The sequence below is a fragment of the Actinomadura litoris genome (assembly GCF_009733595.1).
GTDB classification, from domain to species: Bacteria; Actinomycetota; Actinomycetes; order Streptosporangiales; family Streptosporangiaceae; genus Spirillospora; species Spirillospora litoris.
On record NZ_WOFH01000026.1, the window covers coordinates 11,159 to 34,439 of the forward strand.

The 23,281-nt window shown below is 75.1% G+C and carries 1 protein-coding gene; it reads right to left on the reverse strand.

What is annotated here, in order from left to right; all coding sequences use genetic code 11:
• Window positions 1–232: 232 nt before the first annotated feature.
• Window positions 233–23,260, reverse strand: a complete 23,028-nt coding sequence (locus tag GNZ18_RS40440; RefSeq protein WP_312875025.1) for a non-ribosomal peptide synthase/polyketide synthase — start codon at window positions 23,258–23,260, stop codon at window positions 233–235.
• Window positions 23,261–23,281: the final 21 nt, after the last annotated feature.

Sequence of the window (23,281 nt, forward strand, 5' to 3'; positions counted from 1 at the left end):
GGCATGCGAAATGACGGCCGGACTCCTTCACGAACGGTTGGCGCGACGAATCCGATAAAGCCTCGGACGTCCCCCGGAAAACGACGGAATTGCCGTCCGCCAAAGTCGGACCACTATGGCCCGGCGCCGCTGGAATGATCAATGCTCGCGCCGCGCGCGATATCCGGACGCGGCGGAGCGGGCGTTCAACCGCCGGGGGACGGCAGTTGAACGCCCGCGTTCAGGGGGCCTCTCAGCGGTCCCGCATCCGCCGCAGCGCCGGGCGCGACGAGGCCGGCCGCTCTCCGAGCCGGGCCGCGAACGAGGCGACCGTCGGGGCGTCGAACAGCGTCCGCAGCTGCACCTCGACGCCCATCGAGGCGAGGATCCTGCTCTGCAGGACGGTGGCGAGCAGCGAGTGCCCGCCGAGCGCGAAGAAGTCGTCGTCCACGCCGACCTCGGGCAGCCCGAGCACCTCGGCGAACAGCGCGCAGAGCCGCTCCTCGCGCTCGTCGGCGGGCGGGCGGCCGCCGCCCGCCCGCGCGGCGGGGTCGGGCGCCGGGAGGTTCGCGGCGTCGACCTTCCCGTTCGCGGTGAGGGGCAGCTCGGCGAGCGTCATCAGCGCGGCCGGGACCATCGACTCGGGCAGGTGCGCGCGAAGGTACGCGCGCAGTTCCGCCGGGTCGACGACGGCGCCGGGCGCGGGCACCACGTAGGCGACGAGCCGCCGGTCGAGGGCCGCGCGGCCGGCGCCGGCCCGTTCCGGGGCCGGGTCCGTGACCCGGACGAGCCGTCCGGCGGTGGTCCAGCGGGCGCGGCCACCCGTCCGGTGGAGCCGCTCGCCCGCGCCGAAGGGACTCGCGACGAACCGCTCGGCCGTCGCGCCGGGACGGCCCGCGTAGCCGCGCGCCAGGCCCGCGCCTCCCACGTACAGGTCGCCCACCACGCCCGGCGGGACGGGACGCAGCGCCGCGTCGAGCACGTACACGGCCGACCCGCCGAGCGCGGGCCCGGCGGTGTCCGGGGCGGGGGCCTGCGGCGCGGACAGCGCCAGCGTCGCGCCCGCCAGCAGCGCCGCCGTCGCCTCGCGGGCGAGGGCGCCGTCTGCCGGCGCGACCCGCGCACCGGGCCCGATCTCCAGTTCCCGGGCGCGGGCGACCGCCATGCGGGCCAGCCCGGCGTGGGTGACCATGACGCCCTCCTCGTCGAGGACGCAGGCGAGGTGGTCGAGCGGGGATCCGTCAAGGCTCAGCGCGCCGGGGTCGGGCGCGGTGAGGCTCGCCACCGTCTCCGGCGTCACGACGATGGCGGGCGCCGCGCCCGGTGCGGCGGTCCGCGCCGTGCCGAGCGGCAGGAGGGCGGCGCCGGTCTTGAGCACCGCCAGCAGCGCGACGACCAGGTCGGCGCCGCGCTCCAGCCGCACCCCGACCGCGGTCTCGGGGCCCGCGCCGCGGTCCGCGAGCAGCCGGGCGAGGCGGTCCGACCGCGCGTCCAGCTCGGCGTAGGAGAGGGCGCCGGCGGCGGATTCGACGGCGACCGCGTCCGGGGTCCGCGCGGCCTGGGCCGCGAACAGCTCGGGCACCGACCGCGCTTCGTCCGGCGCGTCCGCGGCGTTCCATTCGACGAGGAGGCGCGTGCGCTCGTCCTCGCCGAGGATCTCCACCTCGCCCAGCCGCGTCTCCGGCGTCGCGACCAGCCGCGAAAGCACGCGGCCGAACCGCTCGGCGAGCGCGGTGACCGACGCCGCGTCGAACAGGTCGGCGGCGGCGGTCACGGCGCCGCGCACCCCGGCGGGCGCGCCGCCCGCGCCGAACACCTCCTCGACGGACAGGTCCAGGTCGAACAGCGCCACCGACGTGCCGGTCGGCACCGGCGCGACCCGCACGCCCGGCAGCTCCGCCACGGCGCGCGCGTTGTTCTGCAACGTCAGCATCACCTGGAACAGCGGGTGCCGGGACCGCGACCGCGCCGGGGACAGCTCCTCCACCAGCCGCTCGAACGGCAGGTCCTGGTTCCCGATCGCGGCGAGGCTCGTCTCGCGGACGCGGCGCAGCACGTCCCGGAACGTCGGGTCGCCGGACAGGTCGGTGCGCAGCACCAGCGTGTTGACGAAGAACCCGACCAGGTCGTCGAGCGCGACGTCGGTGCGCCCCGCGTTGTCGGACCCGATCGGCACGTCGGTGCCCGCGCCCAGCCGCGACAGCAGCACCGCCAGCGCGGCCTGGAGGACCATGAACGTGGTCACGCCCTCGGCCCGCGCGACCTCGACGAGCCGCGCGTGCGCCTCCGCCGGGACGTCCAGCGGGACGGTGTGCCCCCGGTAGGACGCGACGTGCGGGCGCGGACGGTCCGCCGGGAGCGCCAGCTCCTCGGGCGCGCCCGCCAGCGCGCCGCGCCAGTACGCGATCTGCCGCGAGATCACGCTCTCCGGGTCGTCCTCGTCGCCGAGCAGGTCGCGCTGCCAGAGCGCGTAGTCGGCGTACTGGACGGGCAGCGCCTCGAAGGCCGGGGCGCGCCCGCCGCGCCGCGCCGCGTACGCGGCGGACAGGTCCCGGGCGAGCAGCCCGGTCGACCAGCCGTCGCTCGCGATGTGGTGGACGACGATCACCAGCACCCGCTCGTCCGGCGCGGCCTCCAGCAGCCACGCGCGGATCGGGACCTCGGCGGCCAGGTCGAACACGTGCCCGGCGGCCTCGGCGACCGCGGTCGGCAGGTCCGCCTCGGGCACCCGGGACACCGCGAGGTCCCACCGCACGGCCTCCGGCGCGAGGACGCGCTGGAAGGGTTCGCCGTCCGCCGCGCCGAACACCGTCCGCAGCGCCTCGTGCCGCGCGATCACGTCGCGGAACGCCGCGCCGAGCGCCCCCTCGTCCACCTCGCCGGACAGCCGCAGCGCCACCGGCATCGTGTAGGTGGTGCTCGGCCCCTCCAACTGCTCGATGAACCAGAGCCGCCGCTGCGCGAACGACAGCGGGACCCGCTCGGGGCGCGGTGCCGCCGCGAGCGGCGCGCGGGACGTGGCGGCGCCGCCGGTCAGCCGCGCGGCCAGGCCCGCCGGGGTCGGCTCCTCGAACACGACGCGGATGTCCAGCTCGACGCCCAGCACGGCCCGGACCCGGCTCGCCAGCCGCACGGCCAGCAGCGAGTGCCCGCCGAGCGCGAAGAAGTCGTCGTCCGCGCCGACCCGTTCCACATCCAGGACCTGTGCGAACACCGCGCACAGGATCTCCTCCCGGACATCGGAGGGCCCCCGCCCGGCGGGCGGCCCGCCCGCGGCCGACGGCGCGGGCAGCGCGTCGCGGTCCAGCTTGCCGTTCACCGTGAGCGGCAGCTCGTCCAGCACCACGACCGCCGAGGGCACCATGTACTCCGGCAGGCGCGCAGCCGTGAACTCCAGCACCGACGCGGGCAGGTCCGCCGGACGGCCCGCGTCCGCGCCGGGCACGACGTAGGCGATCAGGCGCCGGTCGCCGGGGACGTCCTCGCGGACCACCACCGCCGACCGCGCGACCGCCGGGTGCTCGGCCACGACCGCGCCGACCTCGCCCGGCTCGACCCGGACGCCCCGGATCTTCACCTGGTCGTCGGCGCGGCCCGCGAACACGAGGTCGCCGCCGGTGGTCCAGCGCGCCCGGTCGCCCGTCCGGTAGAGGCGCCCGCCCGCGCCGAACGGGTTCGCGACGAACCGCTCCGCCGTCAGCGCCGCCCGGCCGAGGTACCCGCGCGCCAGCCCGGCGCCCGCCACGTACAGCTCCCCGGCGACACCGGCCGGGACGGGCGCGAGCCGCTCGTCCAGCACGTACACGCGCGTGTTGGCGACCGGGCGGCCGATCGCGGTCTCCGCCGCGTCCGGGTCGCACCGCCACAGGGTCGCGTCGACCGTGGTCTCGGTGGGGCCGTAGGAGTTGAACATCCTGCGGCCGCGCGCCCACCGCGCCATCAGCTCCGGCGGGCACGCCTCCCCCGCCACGACCAGCGTCGCGTCCGGGCCGATCGCCCCGTCCTCCAGCGTCGCGAGGACGGCGGGCGGCAGCGTCACATGCGTGACGCGCTGCTCCGCGAGCATCCTCGGCAGCGCGTCGCCGAGGCGCCGCTCGGGCGGGATCACCACCAGTGTCGCGCCGGTCATGAGCGCCATCAGCCATTCCCACCCGAAGGTGTCGAAGCCCACCGACGCGAACTGGCCGACCCTGGACCCGGGGCCGACGCCCAGGTCCCGGACGTGCCCGGCGACCAGGCTCGCCACGCCCGCGTGCGACACCTGCACGCCCTTCGGGCGGCCGGTGGACCCCGACGTGTACACCACGTACGCGGGGTGCTCGGGCCTGGGCGAGGGGATTTCGGGCCGTTCGTCCGGCTCGGGTGCGTCGACCGTGAGGCCGAGCGCCGGAGACGGGAGCAGGCCCGCCGTTCCCGCCGACACCAGCACCGCCGCCGGAGCCGAGTCCTCGATCATGTAGGCGACGCGGTCCGCCGGGTACTCCGGGTCGATCGGCACGTACGCGCCCCCGGCCTTCAGCACGCCCAGCAGCGCCACCAGCAGGTCGGCGCCGCGCTCCAGGCAGACCCCGACCGTCGTCTCGGGGCCGACGCCCCGGTCGGCCAGGACCCGGGCGAGGCGGTCGGAGCGCGCGTCCAGCTCCGCGTAGGACGTCGCGGCGCCACCGGCGACGACCGCCGCCGCGCCGGGGTCCGCCGCCACCCGCGCCGCGAACAGCTCGGGAACCGTCGCCCGCGGCACGTCCACCGCCGTGTCGTTCCACGCGGTCAGCATCCGGTCGCGCTCGCCCGCGCCGAACGCGTCCAGGCCGCTGAGGCGCAGGTCGGGCGCGTCCGCGAGCCGCTCCAGCGTCCGGACGAGCCGCTCGGCCAGCGCGTCGGCGGTGCGCGGCTCGAACAGGTCCGCCGCCGCGATCACCGAGCCGCGCACCCCGGCGGGCGCGCCGCCCGCGTCGAACACCTCCCCGACGAGGACGTCGAGGTCGAACTTCGCGGTGGCCGCGCCGAGCGGCAGCGCCGTGACGCGCAGGCCCGGCAGGTCGAGGTCGGCGTCCGCGTTGTTCTGGAGGGTCAGCATCACCTGGAACAGCGCGTGCCGGGCCATCGACCGGCTCGGCGACAGCTCCTCCACCAGCTTCTCGAACGGGACGTCCTGGTGCGTGAACGCCGCCAGGCCGCGCTCCCTGACCCGCGCGAGGACCTCGCGGAACGTCGGGTCGCCCGACAGGTCCGTCCGGACGACGAGCGTGTTGATGAAGAACCCGACCAGGTCGTCCAGGGCCTCGTCGGACCGTCCGGCGTTGGGCGAGCCGATCGGGACGTCGGTGCCCGCGCCGAGCCGCGACAGCAGCATCGCCAGCGCGGCCTGGAGCACCATGAACGTCGTGACGTTCTCCTCGCGCGCGATCTCCCGCAGCCGCGCGTGCACCCCGGCGGGGACCTCGACCGGCGCCCGGTGCCCCCGGTGCCCGGCCACCGGCGGGCGCCGGTGGTCGGTCGGCAGGCTCAGCTCCTCGGGCGCGCCCGCCAGCGCGTCCCGCCAGTAGGCGACCTGCCGGGAGATCAGGCTGCCCGGGTCGTTCTCGTCGCCGAGCAGCTCCCGCTGCCACAGCGCGTAGTCGGCGTACTGGACGGGCAGCGGCTCCCACTCCGGCGCCCGCCCCTCGCGGCGCGCCGCGTAGGCGGCCGACAGGTCCATCGCCAGCGGCCGGGGCGACCAGCCGTCGCTCGCGATGTGGTGCAGGACGACGACGAGGACCCGCTCCCGCTCACCCTCCTCGAACAGCCACGCGCGGATCGGCACCTCCTCCGACAGGTCGAACGGGTAGCGGATCACCTCGTCCACGGCCGCGTCGAGGTCGGCCGGGGCACCGGCGGCCTCCAGCTCCCAGTCCAGGTCCGCGAGGTCGAGGACCTGCTGGTAGGGCACGCCGTCCACCACGGTCAGCCGCGTGCGCAGCACCTCGTGGCGGTCCAGGACGTCCCGGAGCGCGAGCGCCAGCGCCTCCTGGTCCACCTGGCCGGACAGCCGCAGCGCGACCGGGACGTTGTAGGTGGCGCTGGGCCCTTCGAGCTGCCCGATGAACCAGAGCCGCTGCTGCGCGAACGACAGCGGGATCCGCTCGGGGCGCTCCCTCCGGGTGAGCGGCGTCCGCGCCGCGCCGGCGCCGTTCGCGGCCAGCCGGGAGGCGAGCCCCGCGACGGTCGGCGCGTCGAACATCGTCCTGAGCGGGACCTCCACGCCGAGGACGGTCCGGACGCGGCTGATCAGCCGGGTGGCCAGCAGCGAGTGCCCGCCGAGCTCGAAGAAGTCGTCCTCGGCCCCGATGCCGTCCAGGCCCAGGACCTGCGCGAAGACGCCGCAGAGGATCTCCTCCTGGAGAGTGTTCGCTCCCCGTCCCGCGCCGGAGGCGTAGACCGGCGCGGGCAGCGCCCGCCGGTCGAGCTTGCCGTTCACGGTCAGCGGCAGGGCGTCCATGACGACGACGGCCGACGGCACCATGTAGTCCGGCAGCCGCTCGCCGACGAAGGCCCGAACCGCCGCCGGCAGGTCCTCGCCCGCGGCCCCGGCGGGCACGACGTAGGCGACCAGGCGCTTCTCACCGGGGGTGTCCTCGCGGACGAGGATCGCGGCCTGCCGCACCCCCGGATGCGCCGCCACCGCGGACCGGACATCGCCCGGCTCGATCCGGAACCCGCGGATCTTGACCTGGTCGTCCGCGCGTCCCGCGAACACCAGCAGGCCGTCCGGGGTCCAGCGGACCCGGTCACCCGTCCGGTACATCCGCTCGCCCGGACCCCCGAAGGGGTCGGACACGAACCGTTCGGCCGTCAGCGCGGGCCGGTTCAGGTAGCCGCGCGAGACGCCCGCACCGGCGATGTACACCTCGCCCGCGACCCCGACCGGAACCGGCGACAGGCGCTCGTCCAGCACGTAGACGCGGGTGTTGCGGATCGGCGAGCCGATCGGCACATCCGGCCGGCCGGCCGCCGCCCGCCAGACCACGGCATCGGCCGTGGTCTCGGTCTGACCGTAGGTGTTGAGCAGCTTCCGGCCCGGCGCCCACCGCTCGATCAGCTCCGGCGGGCACGGCTCGCTCCCGACCTCGATCACCACATCGGCGGGAACGGCGTCCGCGGCGACACCGGCGAGCACCGACGGCGGCACCGTGAGATGCGTGATCTCCTGCTCGGCGATGAACTCCGCCAGCGCGTCCCCGAGCCGCCGCTCGTCGGGAACGACCACCAGCGTCCCGCCGTTGGTCAGCGCCATCGACCATTCCAGGCACAGGATGTCGAACGTCACCGACGAGAACTGCGCCACCCGCGACCCCGGACCGGCACCGAACCGGTCCAGCGCCGCGACCGTGTTCGCGAACCCGCCGTCCGACACGCCGACCGCCTTCGGACGGCCGGTGGAACCGGACGTGTACGTCACGTACAGCAGCTGGTCCGGCAGCACCGGCGACCGCTCGCCCTCGCCCAGCGGCTCGGCCGACACCCCGTCGAGCGCCCGCTCGGTCTCCGGATCGTCCAGCACCGTCACCGGGATGTCGGTGTCGGGGACCGAGGCGAGGGTGCCGGAAGAGGCCAGCACCAGCACCGGGCGCTCCTCGGCGAACATCGCCGCGACCCGCTCACCCGGGAAGCCCGGGTCCACGCACAGGTACGCGCCGCCGGCCTTCAGCGCGGCCAGCATCGCCACGACCAGATCGGCGCCCCGCCCCAGCACCGGGGCCACCACCGACTCCCGGCCCACGCCACGCCCGATCAGCAACCGCGCCAACCGGTTCGCGCGGCCGTCCAGCTCCGCATACGTCAGCCGCACGTCGCCGTCGACCAGGGCGGCCGCGTCCGGGCGCGCCACCACCTGCGCCTCGAACAGCCCCACCACCGACACCGGCGGCACCTCGGCGCCCGTGTCGTTCCACTCCACCAGGACCCGACCGCGCTCATCATCGTCCAGCACACCGATGGCGCCGAGCGGGACGTTCCGGCCGTTCTCCAGCGCGGCGACGAGGTTCCGGACGGCGGTGTGCAGAAGCGAGCCGACCGCGCGCGGGTCGATCGGCGGGACGGCGTCGACGGCGAGCCGGATCCGGTCGCCCTCGTCGTCGACCGAGACCGACAGCGGGAAGTTGTCGCGCTCCTCGGAGTACAGGAGCGTGACGCCCTCCAGCCGCCCGCCGGTCTCGCCGGACGAGGCCAGCGCGGTGTTGTGGCGGTAGTTGAGCAGGGACGTGAACAGCGGGGTGTCGCCCGCGACGCCGCTGGCGCGCTGCGCGACGGCGAGCGGGGCGTGCTCGTGCTCCAGGAGCCCGGCGAGCTGCCCGCGCATCGCCGACACCGCGTCCAGGACGCCGACCTCGCCCGTGCGCATCCGCACCGGCAGCGTGTTCATGAACGGGCCGGGGACGCGGTCGGCTCCGGCGCCCGCGTTCATCCGGCCGAACAGGACGGTGCCGAAGACGACGTCGTCGCGGCTCGACACGGCCGCGAGCACGCGCGCCCACGCCACGTGCATCAGCGTCGCGGGGCTCGCGCCGAGGCCGCGCGCGACCTCCAGCAGCCGGGCGTGCAGGTCCGGTTCGACGGGAACGAGCTCGCGGACCAGCGCGCCGCCGTCGCCCCGCACGTCGACCTGGTCGAACGGGGCGGTCGTCTCGTCGACGTCGCCGAGCAGCTCGGCGAAGTGGCGTTCGTGTTCGGCGCGGTCGACGCCGCTCCGGGCCTGCGCGACGAAGTCGCGGAACGGCAGCGGCGCGGGGAGCCGGTCGCCGCGTCCGGCGAGGAACGCCTGGACCTCCTCGAAGAGGATCTCCAGCGCGGTGTGGTCGCGGACGGCGTGGTGGGCGCGGACGAGCGCCACCCACCGCCCGCCGGGGGCGGCCGCGATGTGGAGGTCCATCAGCGGCGCGCGGCGCAGGTCCATCGCCAGTCCGGCGGCGGCGAGGAGCTGCTCCACCTGTCCGGGGCCGCCCGGGTCGAGGACGATCTCCCGGACGGGCAGCGCGGCGCGGCGCCACACGACCTGCACCGGCTCCCGCACGCCCTCCCACACGATGGACGTGCGGAAGATGTCGTGCCGGTCGATGACGTGCTGGAGCGCGTCCGCGAACGCGTCGAGCCGGGCGCGGGTGTCGAACTCCAGCACGGTCGGCAGCACGTAGGCGTCGTCGCCGCCGTCCACCAGCAGGTGGTGGAAGAGGAGCCCCTCCTGGAGCGGCGCGAGCGGGTAGATGTCGGCGACGTTCGGCGCGCCGCCCGCGACGGTCGCGACGACCCGTCCGACCTCGGCGGCGTCCAGGTCGGCGAGCGGCAGCATCTCCGGCGTGATCTCGGTCGCGTCCGGCGGGATGAGGTTCGGCGGGGCCTGCGGGCGCCCGGCGTCCAGGGCGGCGGCGAGGCCGGCGGGCGTCGGGGCCTGGAAGAACGCCCGCACCGGGACGGAGACGCCGCGCGAGCGCAGCAGCGCCACCAGCCGGATCGCCAGCAGCGACTGCCCGCCGAGCTGGAAGAAGTCGTCGTCGACGCCGACCGTCTCGACGCCGAGGACCTCGGCGAACGCGGCGCAGACGATCTCCTCGCGGACGGTCGAGGGTCCGCGCGCGGCGGCGGCCCCGGCGTACTCGGGCTCGGGGAGCGCGGCGCGGTCGAGCTTGCCGCCCGCGGTCAGCGGCAGCGCGTCCAGCACCACCACGGCGGAGGGGACCATGTAGTCCGGCAGCCGCTCCGCCACGAACCCGCGCACGTCCGCGGGAAGATCGGCGACGGCGGCGGACGGCACGACGTAGCCGATCAGACGCCGGTCGCCGGGGACGTCCTCGCGGACGGCCACGACCGCCTGCCCCACCGCCGGGTGCGCGGCGATCACGGCCTGGACCTCGCCGGGCTCCACCCGGAACCCGCGGATCTTGACCTGGTCGTCGGCCCGGCCGAGGAACTCCAGGTGCCCGGCGGCCGTCCAGCGGACGCGGTCGCCGCTGCGGTACACGCGGGCACCCGGGTCGAACGGGGACGCCACGAAGCGCTCGGCCGTCAGGCCCGGACGGTTCGCGTAGCCGCGCGCGACGCCCGTGCCCGCGACGTACAGCTCGCCCGGCACGCCCACCGGGACCGGGCGGAGCCGCTCGTCCAGCACGTAGACGCGGGCGCCCGCGACCGGGACGCCGATGACGGGGGCGGCCGACATCGACGTCCGGGCCACGGCCGCGACCACCGTCGTCTCGGTCGGCCCGTAGAGGTTGAGCCCGTCGGTGCCCTCCAGCGACCGCAGCCGCGTCCACAGCTCCGGCGCGACGGCCTCGCCGCCGACGCCGACGCCGAGCGGCCGCCAGCCGGCGCCCTCGAACAGGCCCTCGTCCACGAGGAGCCGCAGGTAGGACGGGGTCACCTCGGCGAAGTCGATGCGCCCCTCGACCAGGCGGCGGGCCAGCGCGCCCGCGTCGCCCCAGGTCGCGGCGTCGATCACGTGGAGTTCGTGGCCGGTGAACAGGGCGGCGAGCTGGTTCCAGGACGCGTCGAACGACACCGACGTCGTCAGCGCGACCCGCAGCCGCCCGCCGCCGGCGCGGGCCGCCATCGGCCCGTACACCGCCGTGCGGTGCTGCTCGCACAGCCCGGTGATCGCGCGGTGCTCGACCACCACGCCCTTCGGCCGTCCCGTCGATCCCGAGGTGTAGATCACGTAGGCGGGGTGGGCGGGCAGCGGGCGGGCGTGGCCGCTCAGCGCGCTCCCGTCCAGCGCCGCCAGCTCCGCCACCGTCCCGGGATCGTCCAGGACGAGCCGCGCCGCCTTCCCGGGCAGCGCCGCCCCCGCCGACGCGGTCGTGACGACGGTGACGGGCGCGGCGTCCTCGATCATGTAGGCGATGCGGTCGGCCGGGTACTCCGGGTCGAGCGGCACGTAGGCGCCGCCCGCCTTCAGCACGCCGAGGATCGCCACGATCAGCTCGGCGCCGCGCTCCAGGCACACCCCGACCCGCGACTCGGGCCCGACCCCCCGGCCGACCAGCAGCCGCGCCACGCGGTTCGCGCGCTCCTCCACCTCCGCGAACGTCAGCGCGACACCGTCGAAGACCAGCGCCGTGGCGTCCGGCGTCCGCGCCACCTGCGCCTCGAACAGCTCCGGCAGCGACGCGGCCCCGACCTCGCGGGCGGTGTCGTTCCACTCGGCCAGGACGAGCCGCCGCTCGCCCTCGTCCAGGATCTCCACCGCGCTCAGCCGCGTCTCCGGCGCGGCGACCAGCAGGCCCAGCACCCGCACCCACCGGCGGACGATCCCCTCGGCCGTGCCGGGGTCGAACAGGTCGGCCGCCGCGACCAGGCCGCCGCGCAGGCCCGCCGGGGCCCCGCCCTCGTCGAAGGTCTCGGCGAGGGTCCAGTCGAGGTCGAACTTGGCGGCCGAGGTCCGCGCCTTCGTCCCGGAGACGCGGACGCCCGGCAGGTCCAGCACCGGCTCGGCGTTGTTCTGGACCTTCAGCATCACCTGGAACAGCGGGTGCCGGGAGAGCGACCGCGCCGGGGACAGCTCCTCCACCAGCCGTTCGAACGGCACGTCCTGGTGTTCGAGGGCGGCGAGGCTCGTCTCCCGGACGCGGGCGAGCACCTCGCGGAACGTCGGGTCGCCCGACAGGTCGGCCCGGACCACGAGCGTGTTGATGAAGAACCCGACCAGGTCGTCGAGCGCGTCGTCGGTGCGGCCCGCGTTGGCGGCGCCGGTCGGCACGTCGGTGCCCGCGCCGAGCCGCGACAGCAGCATCACCAGCGCGGCCTGCACGACCATGTAGGTGGTGACGCCCTCGGTCCGCGCGACGTCCGCGAGCCGCGCGTGGACGTCCGCCGGGACCTCCACCGGCACCTCGTGCCCGCGATGGGACGACACCGCCGGGCGCGGGCGGTCGAAGGGCAGCGCCAGCTCCTCGGGCGATCCCGCCAACGCGTCCCGCCAGTAGGCGACCTGGCGCGACATCACGCTGTCCGGGTCGCTCTCGTCGCCCAGCAGCTCCCGCTGCCACAACGCGTAGTCCGCGTACTGGACGGGCAGCGGCTCCCACTCCGGCTCCCGCCCCTCGACGCGGGCCGCGTAGGCGGTCGAGAGGTCGCGGGCGAGCGGTTCCATCGACCAGCCGTCACCCGCGATGTGGTGCACCACGACGACGAGCGTCCGCTCGTCCGGCGCGGTCTCGAACAGCCACGCCCTGATCGGGATCTCCGACGCCGGGTCGAACGGCCGCCCGGCCGCCTCCGCGACGGCGCCCGCCAGCCGGTCCGGCGCCACCTCGGCGACCGTCGGCGCCCAGTCCAGGTCGGCGAGGTCCGCGACGCGCTGGAACGGCTCGCCGTCCAGGACGCCGATGCGGGTCCGCAGCACCTCGTGGCGCCCGATCACGTCCCGCAGCGCCAGCGTGAGCGCGCCCCGGTCCACGGCGCCGGACAGGCGCAGCGCGATCGGGATGTTGTAGGTGGAGTCGGCACCGTCGAGCTGGCCGATGAACCACAGCCGCCGCTGCGCGAACGACAGCGGAACCGTTTCCGGGCGCTCCGCCGCGCCGAGCGCCGCCCGCGCCGCCGGGGCGTCGCCGAGCAGCGCCGCCAGCCCGGCGGGGGTGGGGGCCCGGAACAGCGTCCGCAGCGGCACCTCGACGCCGAGGACGGTCCGCACCCGGCTGATCAGCCGGGTCGCCAGCAGCGAGTGCCCGCCCAGCGCGAAGAAGTCGTCGTCGACCCCGGCCCGCTCCAGGCCGAGGACCTCCGCGAACACCCCGCAGAGCAGCTGCTCCCTGACCGTGGACGGCGCGCGCCCCGCGCCCGCCGCGTAGCGGGGGACGGGCAGGGCCGCCCGGTCGAGCTTGCCGTTCGGGGTCAGCGGCAGGGCGTCCAGCGCCACGACGGCCGAGGGCACCATGAAGTCGGGCAGCCGCCGACGGACGGACTCCCGCACCGACTCCGGCAGGGTCCCGGCGTCGTCCCCGCCGACGGGGACGACGTAGGCGACGAGGCGCCGGTCGCCCGGAACGTCCTCGCGCACGACCACCGACACACGCGACACACCCGGATGCGCGGCCACCGCGGCCTCGACCTCGCCGGGCTCGATCCGGAATCCGCGGACCTTCACCTGGTCGTCGGCGCGGCCGAGGAACTCCAGGCGCCCGTCGGCGTCCCAGCGCACCAGGTCGCCCGTGCGGTACATGCGGACGCCGGGCTCGAACGGGCACGCCGTGAACCGCTCGGCGGTCAGCCCGGCGCGGCCGGCATAGCCGCGCGCGAGACCCGTGCCGCTGACGTACAGCTCGCCCGCGACGCCCGCGGGCACCGGACGCAGCGACCCGTCCAGCACGTAGGCGCGGGTGTTCGCCAGCGGACGCCCCACCAGCGGGCGGGGGCTCTCGGCGACCTCGCAGGCCAGCACGTGCACGGTGCACTCGGTCGGCCCGTACAGGTTGAGGCCGAGGGTCCCCTCCGACCGGCCGATCCGCTCCCACAGCTCGGCGCCGACCGCCTCGCCGCCGAGCAGCAGCACCTTCGGGCGGAGCGCCGGATCGTCCAGCAGCCCCTCCTCCACCATCCGCTCGGCCTGGGACGGGGTGACGCTCACCCCCTCGATGCCGTGCGCGGCGATGTGGCCCATCAGCGCGGGCGTGTCGCGGCGCACGTCGTCGGCGATGACGTGCAGCTCATGGCCCGCCACCATCCACAGCAGGAACTCCCACGCGGCGTCGAACGACAGCGACCACGTGAGCGCCACGCGCAGCCGCCGCCCGTCCCGCGCGAACGCGCCCGCCCGCGAGAAGCCGAACAGGTTGGTGAGCCCGGCGTGCGGCACGACCACGCCCTTGGGCCGTCCCGTCGAACCCGAGGTGTAGATCACGTAGGCGGGGTTCAGCGGGGACGCGAGCGTGCGCTCGTCCGGGCCGAGCGGCGTGGCCGGCAGCGCCGCGAGGGCCCCGGCGGTGTCCGGGTCGTCCAGGACGATCGTCGCGGTCGCCGCGACCTGCTCGGCGGTGTGCGCGGACGTCAGCACCACGGCCGGGGCGGCGTCGGCGAGCATGTGCGCGATGCGCTCCGCCGGGTAGTCGGGGTCGATCGGCAGATACGCGGCGCCCGCCTTCAGCACGGCGAGGAGCGCGGGCAGCAGGTCGGCGCCGCGCTCAAGGCAGACGCCCACCGACGCCTCGGGGCCCGCGCCGCGACCGACGAGGAACCGCGCCAGCCGATTGGCGCGCGCGTCCAGTTCGGCATAGGTGAGCCGTTCGTCCCCGAACACGACCGCGACCGCGTCGGGGGTGCGGGCGGCCTGGGCCTCGAACAGCTCCGGCACCGTCGCGGGCGGGACGTCGGACGCCGTGTCGTTCCACTCGACGAGGAGGCGGTGCTCGTCGTCCGCGTCCAGGACGTCCACGGCGTCCAGGAGGGCGGGGGCGCCGCCGTCCAGGGCCGCTTCGAGCGCGGCCACCAGGCCGTGCGTCGCGGTTCGGACCAGCGCGGCCACGGCGTGCGGGGCGACCGGCGCCACCGCGTCGACGGCCAGCGCGATGTCGGTTCCGTCGTCGTCCACGGAGACGGCGAGGGGGTAGTTGGAGCGCTCGCGGCTGAACACCGTCCGGACGCCCGCGATGTCCTTGGTCTCGGTGTTGTGACGGTAGTTGAACAGGGCGGTGAAAAGGGGCGAGTCGCCGGGCACGGCGCCGGCCCGCTGCGCGAGGGACAGCGGAGCGTGCTCGTGGACCATCAGTGCCGCGAGCTGCTCACGCATCGCGGTGACGGCGGCCCGTACGTCCGGTCCGCCGGTCCGGACCCGGACGGGCAGGGTGTTGATGAACGGCCCCGGCATCCGGTCGGCGCCCGCCCCGGCGCCCATCCGTCCGGACAGGACCGTCCCGAACACGACGTCGTCACGTCCCGACACGGCGGCGAGGGCACGTGCCCACGCCACGTGCATCACGGTCGCCACGCTGCTGCCCAGCCGTCGAGAGACCTCGCGCAGCCGCGTGCTCAACTCCGCCTCGAAGGGGACGACCGCATGCGCGGCGCCCTCGCCTTCGCCGCGCACGTCCAGCAGCCCGAACGGGGCCGTGGGCTCATCGACGTCGCCGAGCAGCCCGGTGAAGTACCGCTCGTGCTCCTCGGCACCGGCCCCGGCCCGCGCCCGTGCGACGAACTCGCGGAACGGCGGCGGGGTAGGCAGCCATCCGGCGCGTCCCTCGACGAACGCCCGCACCTCCCCGAGCAGGACGTCCAGCGCGGTGTGGTCCTGGACCATGTGGTGCGCGCGGATCAGCGCGAGCCACCGGTCGCCGTCGGGGGCGGTGTGGACGCTGATCAGCGGGGCGCGCCCCAGGTCCATCGAGGTGCCGACCGCCGCCACCAGCTCGGTCACCGGATCGGCGCCTGCGGGGTCCAGGGCCACCTCCTCGACGGGCAGGACGGCGCGGCGCGCGACCACCTGCACCGGCTCGCGCAGCCCTTCCCAGACGATCGAGGTCCGGAGGATGTCGTGCCGGTCGACCACGTGCTGAAGCGCCTCGTTGAACGCGTCGAGCAGGTCGCGGGAGTCGAATTCCAGGACGGTCGGCATGACGTAGGCGTCGTCACCGCCGTCGGCGAGGAGGTGGTGGAACAGCAGCCCTTCCTGGAGCGGGGCGAGGGGGTAGATGTCGGCGACGTTCGGCGCGCCGCCCTCGACCGTGGCGACGATGCGGTCGAGTTCCGCGGCCGAGAGTTCCACGGGCGGCAGTTCCGGAACGGTGAACGCCTCGGTACCCGCCACGGCGGCGAGGCCCGCCGGAGTGGACGACTCGAACAGCGCTCGCACCGGCACCTGAATGCCGTGGCCGCGCAGCCTTTCCACGAGCCGCACCGCGAGCAGCGAATGGCCGCCGAGCGCGAAGAAGTCGTCATCGACACCGACCCCGTCGAGCCCGAGAACCTCGGCGAACACCGCGCACAGGATCTCCTCGCGGGCGTTGGACGGCGCTCGCCCAGAGGTGCCACCCGTCTGATCCGGAGCGGGCAGGGCCTTGCGGTCCAGCTTTCCGTTGGCCGTCAAAGGCAGCGCGTCCAGCACCATGAACACCGACGGCACCATGTAACCGGGAAGGATCTGGGATACCTGAACTCGAAGCTCGGCCAGGTCCGGCACGGAATCCGAATCGGCCACGACATACCCGGCCAAGCGGCCGTCGTGAACGGTGGCCGCCGCGCGTGCCACTCCCCCGAGACGCTCCAGCGCGGCCTCGACCTCGCCCAGCTCGATCCGGAAGCCGCGCACCTTCACCTGGTCGTCGGTGCGGCCCAGGCATTCCAGGGTTCCATCGCCGCGCCAGCGCGCCAGATCCCCCGTCCGATACATCCGAGCCGACGAAACGAACGGACACGCCACAAAACGCTCCGCCGTCAACTCCGGACGGCCGAGATAACCGCGCGCCAACTGAGCCCCGGCCAGATACAGCTCACCCGTCACACCGGGAGCGACCGGCTGAAGGAACTCATCGAGCACGAACGCCGATGTGTTGGCGAAGGGACGCCCGATGGACACCGGGCCCGCGTCGACCGGGGCCGAGGTCGCCCAGATCGTCGCCTCGGTCGGCCCGTACACGTTCACCGCGTCCAGACCAAGCGCGTGCATCCGAGTCGCCAGTTCCTGAGGCAGCGCCTCGCCACCCACCAGAACACGCACCTCGGCAGGCCAGTCCCCGACGTCCAGCAACGCCCGCCACAACGACGGCACCGCCTGCATCACCGTCCCGCCACTACCCCGCACCAACTCAGCCAGAGCCCGGGGCTCGGCCACCGTCTCCCGGTCGGCCAACACGACGCGCGCACCCGACACCAGCGGCAGGAACAACTCCAACGCCGCGATGTCGAACGACACCGTCGTCACCGCGACAAGCCGATCCTCCGGGCCCAGCGGCACCCGCTCACCCATCGCCCACAGGTGGTTCACCAGGGCACCGTGACCGACCACCACACCCTTCGGACGACCCGTCGACCCCGACGTATGAATCACATACGCCGAATCGTCCGCTTCGACGGACGCACGGCGCTCCAACGGCTGCCCGGCAAGGTCGAGATCCTCCACGACCAGCACATCGGCGACATCCGTCGGCAGAACCCCGACCGTGGCGGCCGAAGCCAGCACGCACACCGGCGAAGCGTCCGCCAGCACGAAACCGATCCGCTCCGCCGGATACTCCGGATCCACCGGAACATACGCGCCACCGGCCTTCAACACCGCCAGCAACGACACCACCAGATCCGCCGACCGCTCCACCACCACCGCGACCAGCGACCCGACACCCACACCGCGCTCACCCAACAACCGCGCCAAACAACCGGCCCGAGCGTCCAACTCCGCGAACGTCCACGACCGCTCGCCCGCCACCACCGCGACGGCATCGGGAGAACGCGCCGCCTGCGCCTCGAACCACTCCACCACCGACCCATGCGGGACCTCGCCCGCCTCCCCGGTCCCGCCCGCGAGAACCTCCCGCAGCTCGTCCTCCGCGAGCACGGGGACGGCCGCGAGACGGGTGCGGGGGTCGGTGACGAGCAGGTCGAGGACGCGCGTCAGGCGCTCGGCGAACCGCGTCGCCGACTCGACCTCGAACAGGTCCGCCGCCGCGATCAGCGAGCCGCGCACCCCTCCCGGGGCGCCGTCGGCCGCGAAGTCCTCACCCAGGACGACGTCCAGGTCGAACCGGGCCGGGGAGGTGCCCGCCGCCATCGGCTCGGCCCGCAGGCCGGGCAGGTCGACGACGGCCTCGGCGTTGTTCTGCCAGGTCAGCATGACCTGGAACAGCGGGTGCCGGGCCATCGACCGGGCCGGGGACAGCTCCTCCACGAGCTTCTCGAACGGCACGTCCTGGTGGGCGAGACCGGCGAGGCCAGCGTCGCGGACGCGGGCGAGGACGTCGCGGAACCCGGGGTTCCCGGACAGGTCGGTGCGGACGACGAGGGTGTTGACGAAGAACCCGACCAGGTCGTCCAGCGCCTCGTCGGTGCGCCCGGCGGTCGCGGAGCCGATCGGGATGTCGGTGCCGGCGCCGAGCCGCGAGAGCAGCACCGCGAGCGCGGCCTGCACGACCATGTAGGTGGTGACGCCTTCCGCGCGCGCCGTCTCCAGCACCCGGGCGTGGACGTCGGCGGGGATCTCGATCGGCACCCGGTGCCCGCGGTGGGAGGCGGCGGCCGGGCGGGGGCGGTCGGTCGGCAGGTCCAGTTCCTCGGGCGCGCCCGCGAGGGCGTCCCGCCAGTACGCGACCTGGCCGGAGATGACGCTCGCGGGGTCGTTCTCGTCGCCGAGCAGTTCCCGCTGGCGCAGGGCGTAGTCGGCGTACTGGACGGGCAGCGCCTTCCACACCGGGGCACGCCCGAGGATGCGCGCGGTGTAGGCGGACGAGAGGTCCCGGGCGAGCGGCCCGGTGGACCACCCGTCCCCCGCGATGTGGTGGAAGACGACCACGAGGACGTGCTCGTCCGGACCGGCCGTGAACAGCCGCGCGCGGATCGGCGGCTCGGACTCCAGGTCGAACACGTGCCCGGCGGCCTCGGCGACCGCGCCGTCCAGGTCGCCGGGCGCCACGTCCGCGACCGTGAGCCCCCAGGAGAGGTCATCGAGTTCCAGGACGTGCTGGTACGGGTCGCCGCCGGTGGTCGGGAACACGGTCCGCAGCACCTCGTGCCGCCCGATGACGTCCCGGAACGCCGCGTCCAGCGCGCCCGCGTCCACGTCACCGGACAGGCGCAGCGCGACGGGGACGTTGTAGGTCGCGCTCGGGCCCTCGACCTGGCCGACGAACCACAGCCGCCGCTGCGCGAACGACAGCGGCACGCGGGCGGGCCGGTCGGCGGCGGTGAGCGCCGTCCGGGCCGGGGCGGTGCCGTCGAGGCGTTCGGCGAGCCGCGCCACGGTCGGCGCGTCGAACAGCACGCGCAGCGGCACCTCCACGTCCAGGACGGCGCGGATCCGGCTGACGAGCCGGACGGCCAGCAGCGAGTGCCCGCCCATCGCGAAGAAGTCGTCGTCGACCCCGACCTCGGGGACGCCGAGGACCTCGGCGAACGCGCCGCACAGGAGCTCCTCGCGCGGCCCGGAGGCCGCACGGCCCGTGCTACGGGCCGCGTACTCCGGAGCGGGCAGCGCCTTGCGGTCGAGCTTGCCGTTCGTCGTGAACGGCAGCGCCTCCAGGACGACGACCGCCGAGGGGACCATGTAGTCGGGCATGCGCTCGCCGACGTGCTCCTGGATCCGTGCCGGGAGCGCCTCGTCCTCGCCGGAGGGCACGACATAGGCGACCAGGCGCCGGTCGCCCGGGACGTCCTCGCGGGCGACCACCGCCGCCTGGGCGACGCCGGGGTGCCCGGCGACCACCGTCCGCACCTCGGCGGGCTCGATCCGGAAGCCGCGGATCTTCACCTGGTCGTCGGTCCGGCCCGCGAACTCCAGGCCGCCGGACGCCGTCCACAGCACCCGGTCGCCCGTCCGGTAGAGGCGGTCGCCCCCGCCGAACGGGTTCGCCACGAACCGCTCCGCCGTCAGGCCGGGGCGCCCGGCGTACCCGCGCGCCAGCCCGGCGCCCGCGACGTACAGCTCACCGGCCACGCCGACGGGGACCGGCCGCAGCGCGCCGTCCAGGACGTAGACGCGCGTGTCGGTGATCGGCCCGCCGATCCCCGGCCGGTCGTCGCCCGGGGCGAGCGGATCCGACATCGTCGCGCACACCGTCGTCTCGGACGGCCCGTAGGCGTTGACGAACCGGCGGCCGCGCGACCAGCGCTCCACCAGCTCGCCGCCGAGCGCCTCGCCCGCCGACACCAGCGTGGTGACGGACGCGAGGTCGTCCGGCTCCATCACGGCCAGCGCCGCGGGCGGCACCGTCAGGTGCGTCACGCGGTGCCGCGCCGCGACCCCGGCGAGGCCGGCGCCGGGCAGCATGTCCTCGGCGGGCGCCACCACCAGCGCCGCGCCCGAGCACAGCGCCATCACCAGCTCCCAGGTCGCCGCGTCGAACCCGGGCGAGGCGAACTGGAGAACGCGGCTGCCCGCGCCCACCTCGAACCGCCGGACCTGCGTCGCGACGAGGCTCGCCACACCGGTGTGGGTCACCACCACGCCCTTGGGACGGCCGGTCGAGCCCGAGGTGAAGATCATGTAGGCGGGGTGGGCGGGCGACGGCGCGGCGGCCCGCTCCGCGTCCGTGAGCGGACCGGCGTCCAGCCGCGCCACCTCGGCGGCGGTGTCCGGGGCGTCGAGGACCACCGCGCCCCCGCCCGGCACCGACGCCGCGTGGGCGGCGGACGCGAGCACGCATTCCGCGCCCGAGTCCCCGAGCATGAGCGCGATCCGCTCCTCGGGGTAGTCGGGGTCGATCGGCAGGTAGGCGGCACCGGCCTTCAGCACGCCCAGCAGCGTCGTGATCAGCTCGGGACCCCGGTCCATGACGACCGCGACCACCGACTCCGCCCCCACGCCGCGCCCGGCCAGCAGCCGCGCGACCCGGTTCGCGCGCGCGTCCAGCTCCGCGTAGGAGAGGTCGCCGGCGTCGGACGCCACGGCGACCGCGTCGGGGGTCCGCGCCGCCCACGCCTCGAACAGCTCCGGCACCGTCGCGGGGACGGTCCCGGCCGCAGTGTCGTTCCAGCCGTCCAGGACGCGGCGCCGCTCGTCCCCGTCCAGCACGGCCACCGCGCCCAGCGGGAGGTCGGGGCCGCCGTCCAGCGCCGTCTCCAGCGCCGACACCAGGTTCCCGGCGGCGGCCCGGACCAGCGCGCCGACCGCGACGGGGTCGATCGGGGCGACCGCGTCCACGGTCAGCGCGATCCCGTCGCCGTCGTCGTCCACCGACAGCGCGAGCGGGTAGTTGGTGCGCTCGCGGGTGAAGAGCAGGCGCGTGCCCTCCATCGCCATGTCCCAGCGCTCGTCCAGGTCGGCGCCGGTGTTGCGGCGGTAGTTGAGGCACGAGGTGAACAGCGGCGAGCCGTCGGCGACACCGCTGGCGCGCTGCGCGACGACCAGCGGGGCGTGCTCGTGCTCCATCAGCCCCGCGAGCTGGCCGCGCATCTCCCGGACCGCCGCCAGCGCGCCGCCCCGCCCGGCCGTCCTGACCCGGACGGGGAGCGTGTTGATGAACGGACCCGGGACGCGGTCGGCGCCCACGCCCGCGTTCATCCGGCCGAACAGCACCGTCCCGAACACGACGTCCTCGCGGCCGGACACGGCGGCGAGCACCCGCGCCCACGCCACGTGCATCACCGTCGCCGTGCTCACGCCCGCGCGGCGCGCGACGTCCCGCAGCCGTCCGCGCAGCTCCGGCACGGCCTCGATCCGGGCCCGGACGATGCCGGAGCCGTCGCCATGCGCGTCCGCGACCCCGAACGGCGCCGTCGGCTCCTCGACGTCACCGAGCAGGTCGGCGAAGTACCGCTCGTGCTCCGACTCCTCGACGCCGCCCCTGGCCTGCGCTACGAAGTTGCGGAACGGCAGCGGCTCCGGCAGCTCCTCGCCGCGCCCCGCGACGTAGGCGCGGACCTCGTCGAGCAGGACCTCCAGCGCCGTCCCGTCCCGGACCATGTGGTGCGCCCGCGCGAGCAGCAGCCACGCGTCGCTCCCCGGTACCGCCGCGACGTGCACGTCGAGCAGCGGCGCCCGGCGCAGGTCCATCGTCGCGCCGCCCCGCTCCACCAGATCGGTGACCCGGTCGGCGGCCCGCAGGTCCAACTCCACCTCCCGGATGGACAGCGCCGCGTGCCGCCACACCACCTGCACCGGCTCCCGCAGCCCCTCCCAGACATAGGAGGTGCGGTAGATGTCGTGCCGGTCCACGACGTGCTGCAAGGCGTCCAGGAACGTGTCCAGGCGGTCGCGGGAGTCGAACTCCAGGACGGCGGGCATCACGTACGCGTCGTCGCCGCCGCCCGCGAGGAGGTGGTGGAACAGCAGCCCCTCCTGGAGCGGGGCGAGCGGGTAGATGTCGGCGATGTTCGCGGCCCCGCCCTCGACGGACGCGGTGACCCGCTCGATCTCCGCCGCGTCCAGGTCGGCCAGCGGCAGCATCTCGGGCGTGATCTCCGCCGCGCCGGCGGGGATCAGGTTCTCGGGGACCTCCACCCGCTCCGCGCCCGCCGACGCCGCCAGACCCGCGACCGTCGGAGTGTCGAACAGCGTCCGCACCGAGACGGAGACGCCGCGCCCGCGCAGCACCTCCACCAGGCGCACGGCGGCGAGCGAGTGGCCGCCGAGGTCGAAGAAGTCGTCGTCAACGCGGACGTTGTTGAGGCCGAGGACTTCGGCGAACGCGGCGCACAGGATCTCCTCGCGGATGTTGGAGGGCGCGCGTCCTTGTCCGGCGGACCCGGCGAAGTCGGGGGCGGGGAGGGCTTTGCGGTCGAGTTTGCCGTTGCCGGTCAGCGGCAGCGCCTCCAGCACCACGACGGCGGAGGGGACCATGTGCTCGGGAAGCCGCTGCGCCGCGAACTGCCGCACGACCGTCGCGAGCCCCTCGTCCTCGGGGTCGTCCGCGACGATGTAGGCGACCAGCCGCAACTCACCGGGGACGTCCTGGCGGGCGACGACGGCGGCCTGGGCCACACGGGGGTGGGCCGCCAGAGCCGCCTGGACCTCGCCCGGCTCGATCCGGAAGCCGCGAATCTTGACCTGGTCGTCGGTACGGCCCGCGAAGACCAGGAGACCGTCCTGCGTCCACCGGACGCGGTCACCCGTCCGATACATGCGCTCACCCGCGACAAACGGGCACGCCACGAACCGCTCCGCCGTCAGAGCGGGGCGTCCCACATAACCCCGGGCCAACTGAGCGCCCGCGACATACAACTCACCTGTTACACCCGGAGCCACCGGCCGCAACGACTCATCGAGCACGAACACGCGGGTGTTGCCCACCGGAGAACCCACCGGCACCACATCACCCGACGAAAGCCGAGTGGTCGTCACACCAATGGTCGCCTCGGTGGGGCCGTAGTGGTTGAACACCGCGCATTCACCCGCAGCCTCAACCAGCTCCCGCACCCACTCCGGGGATGCCGCCTCACCACCCAGAACCAGCGACCGGGCAGGCAGCACATTCCGCGCACCCGCGACCGACGACAACGCCGCCAAATGCGACGGAACCGCCTTCACATAATCGATCCCATGCTCGGCCAGATACCCCGACACCGCAGCCGGGTCGGTCACGGCCTCCTCCGGCAGGATGTGCAACTCCCCACCGGTCGCCAAACTCGCGAACACCACCGTGTTACCCAGGTCGGTGACCTGCGCCTGAAGCAGCGCATACTTCCCACCCGGCGC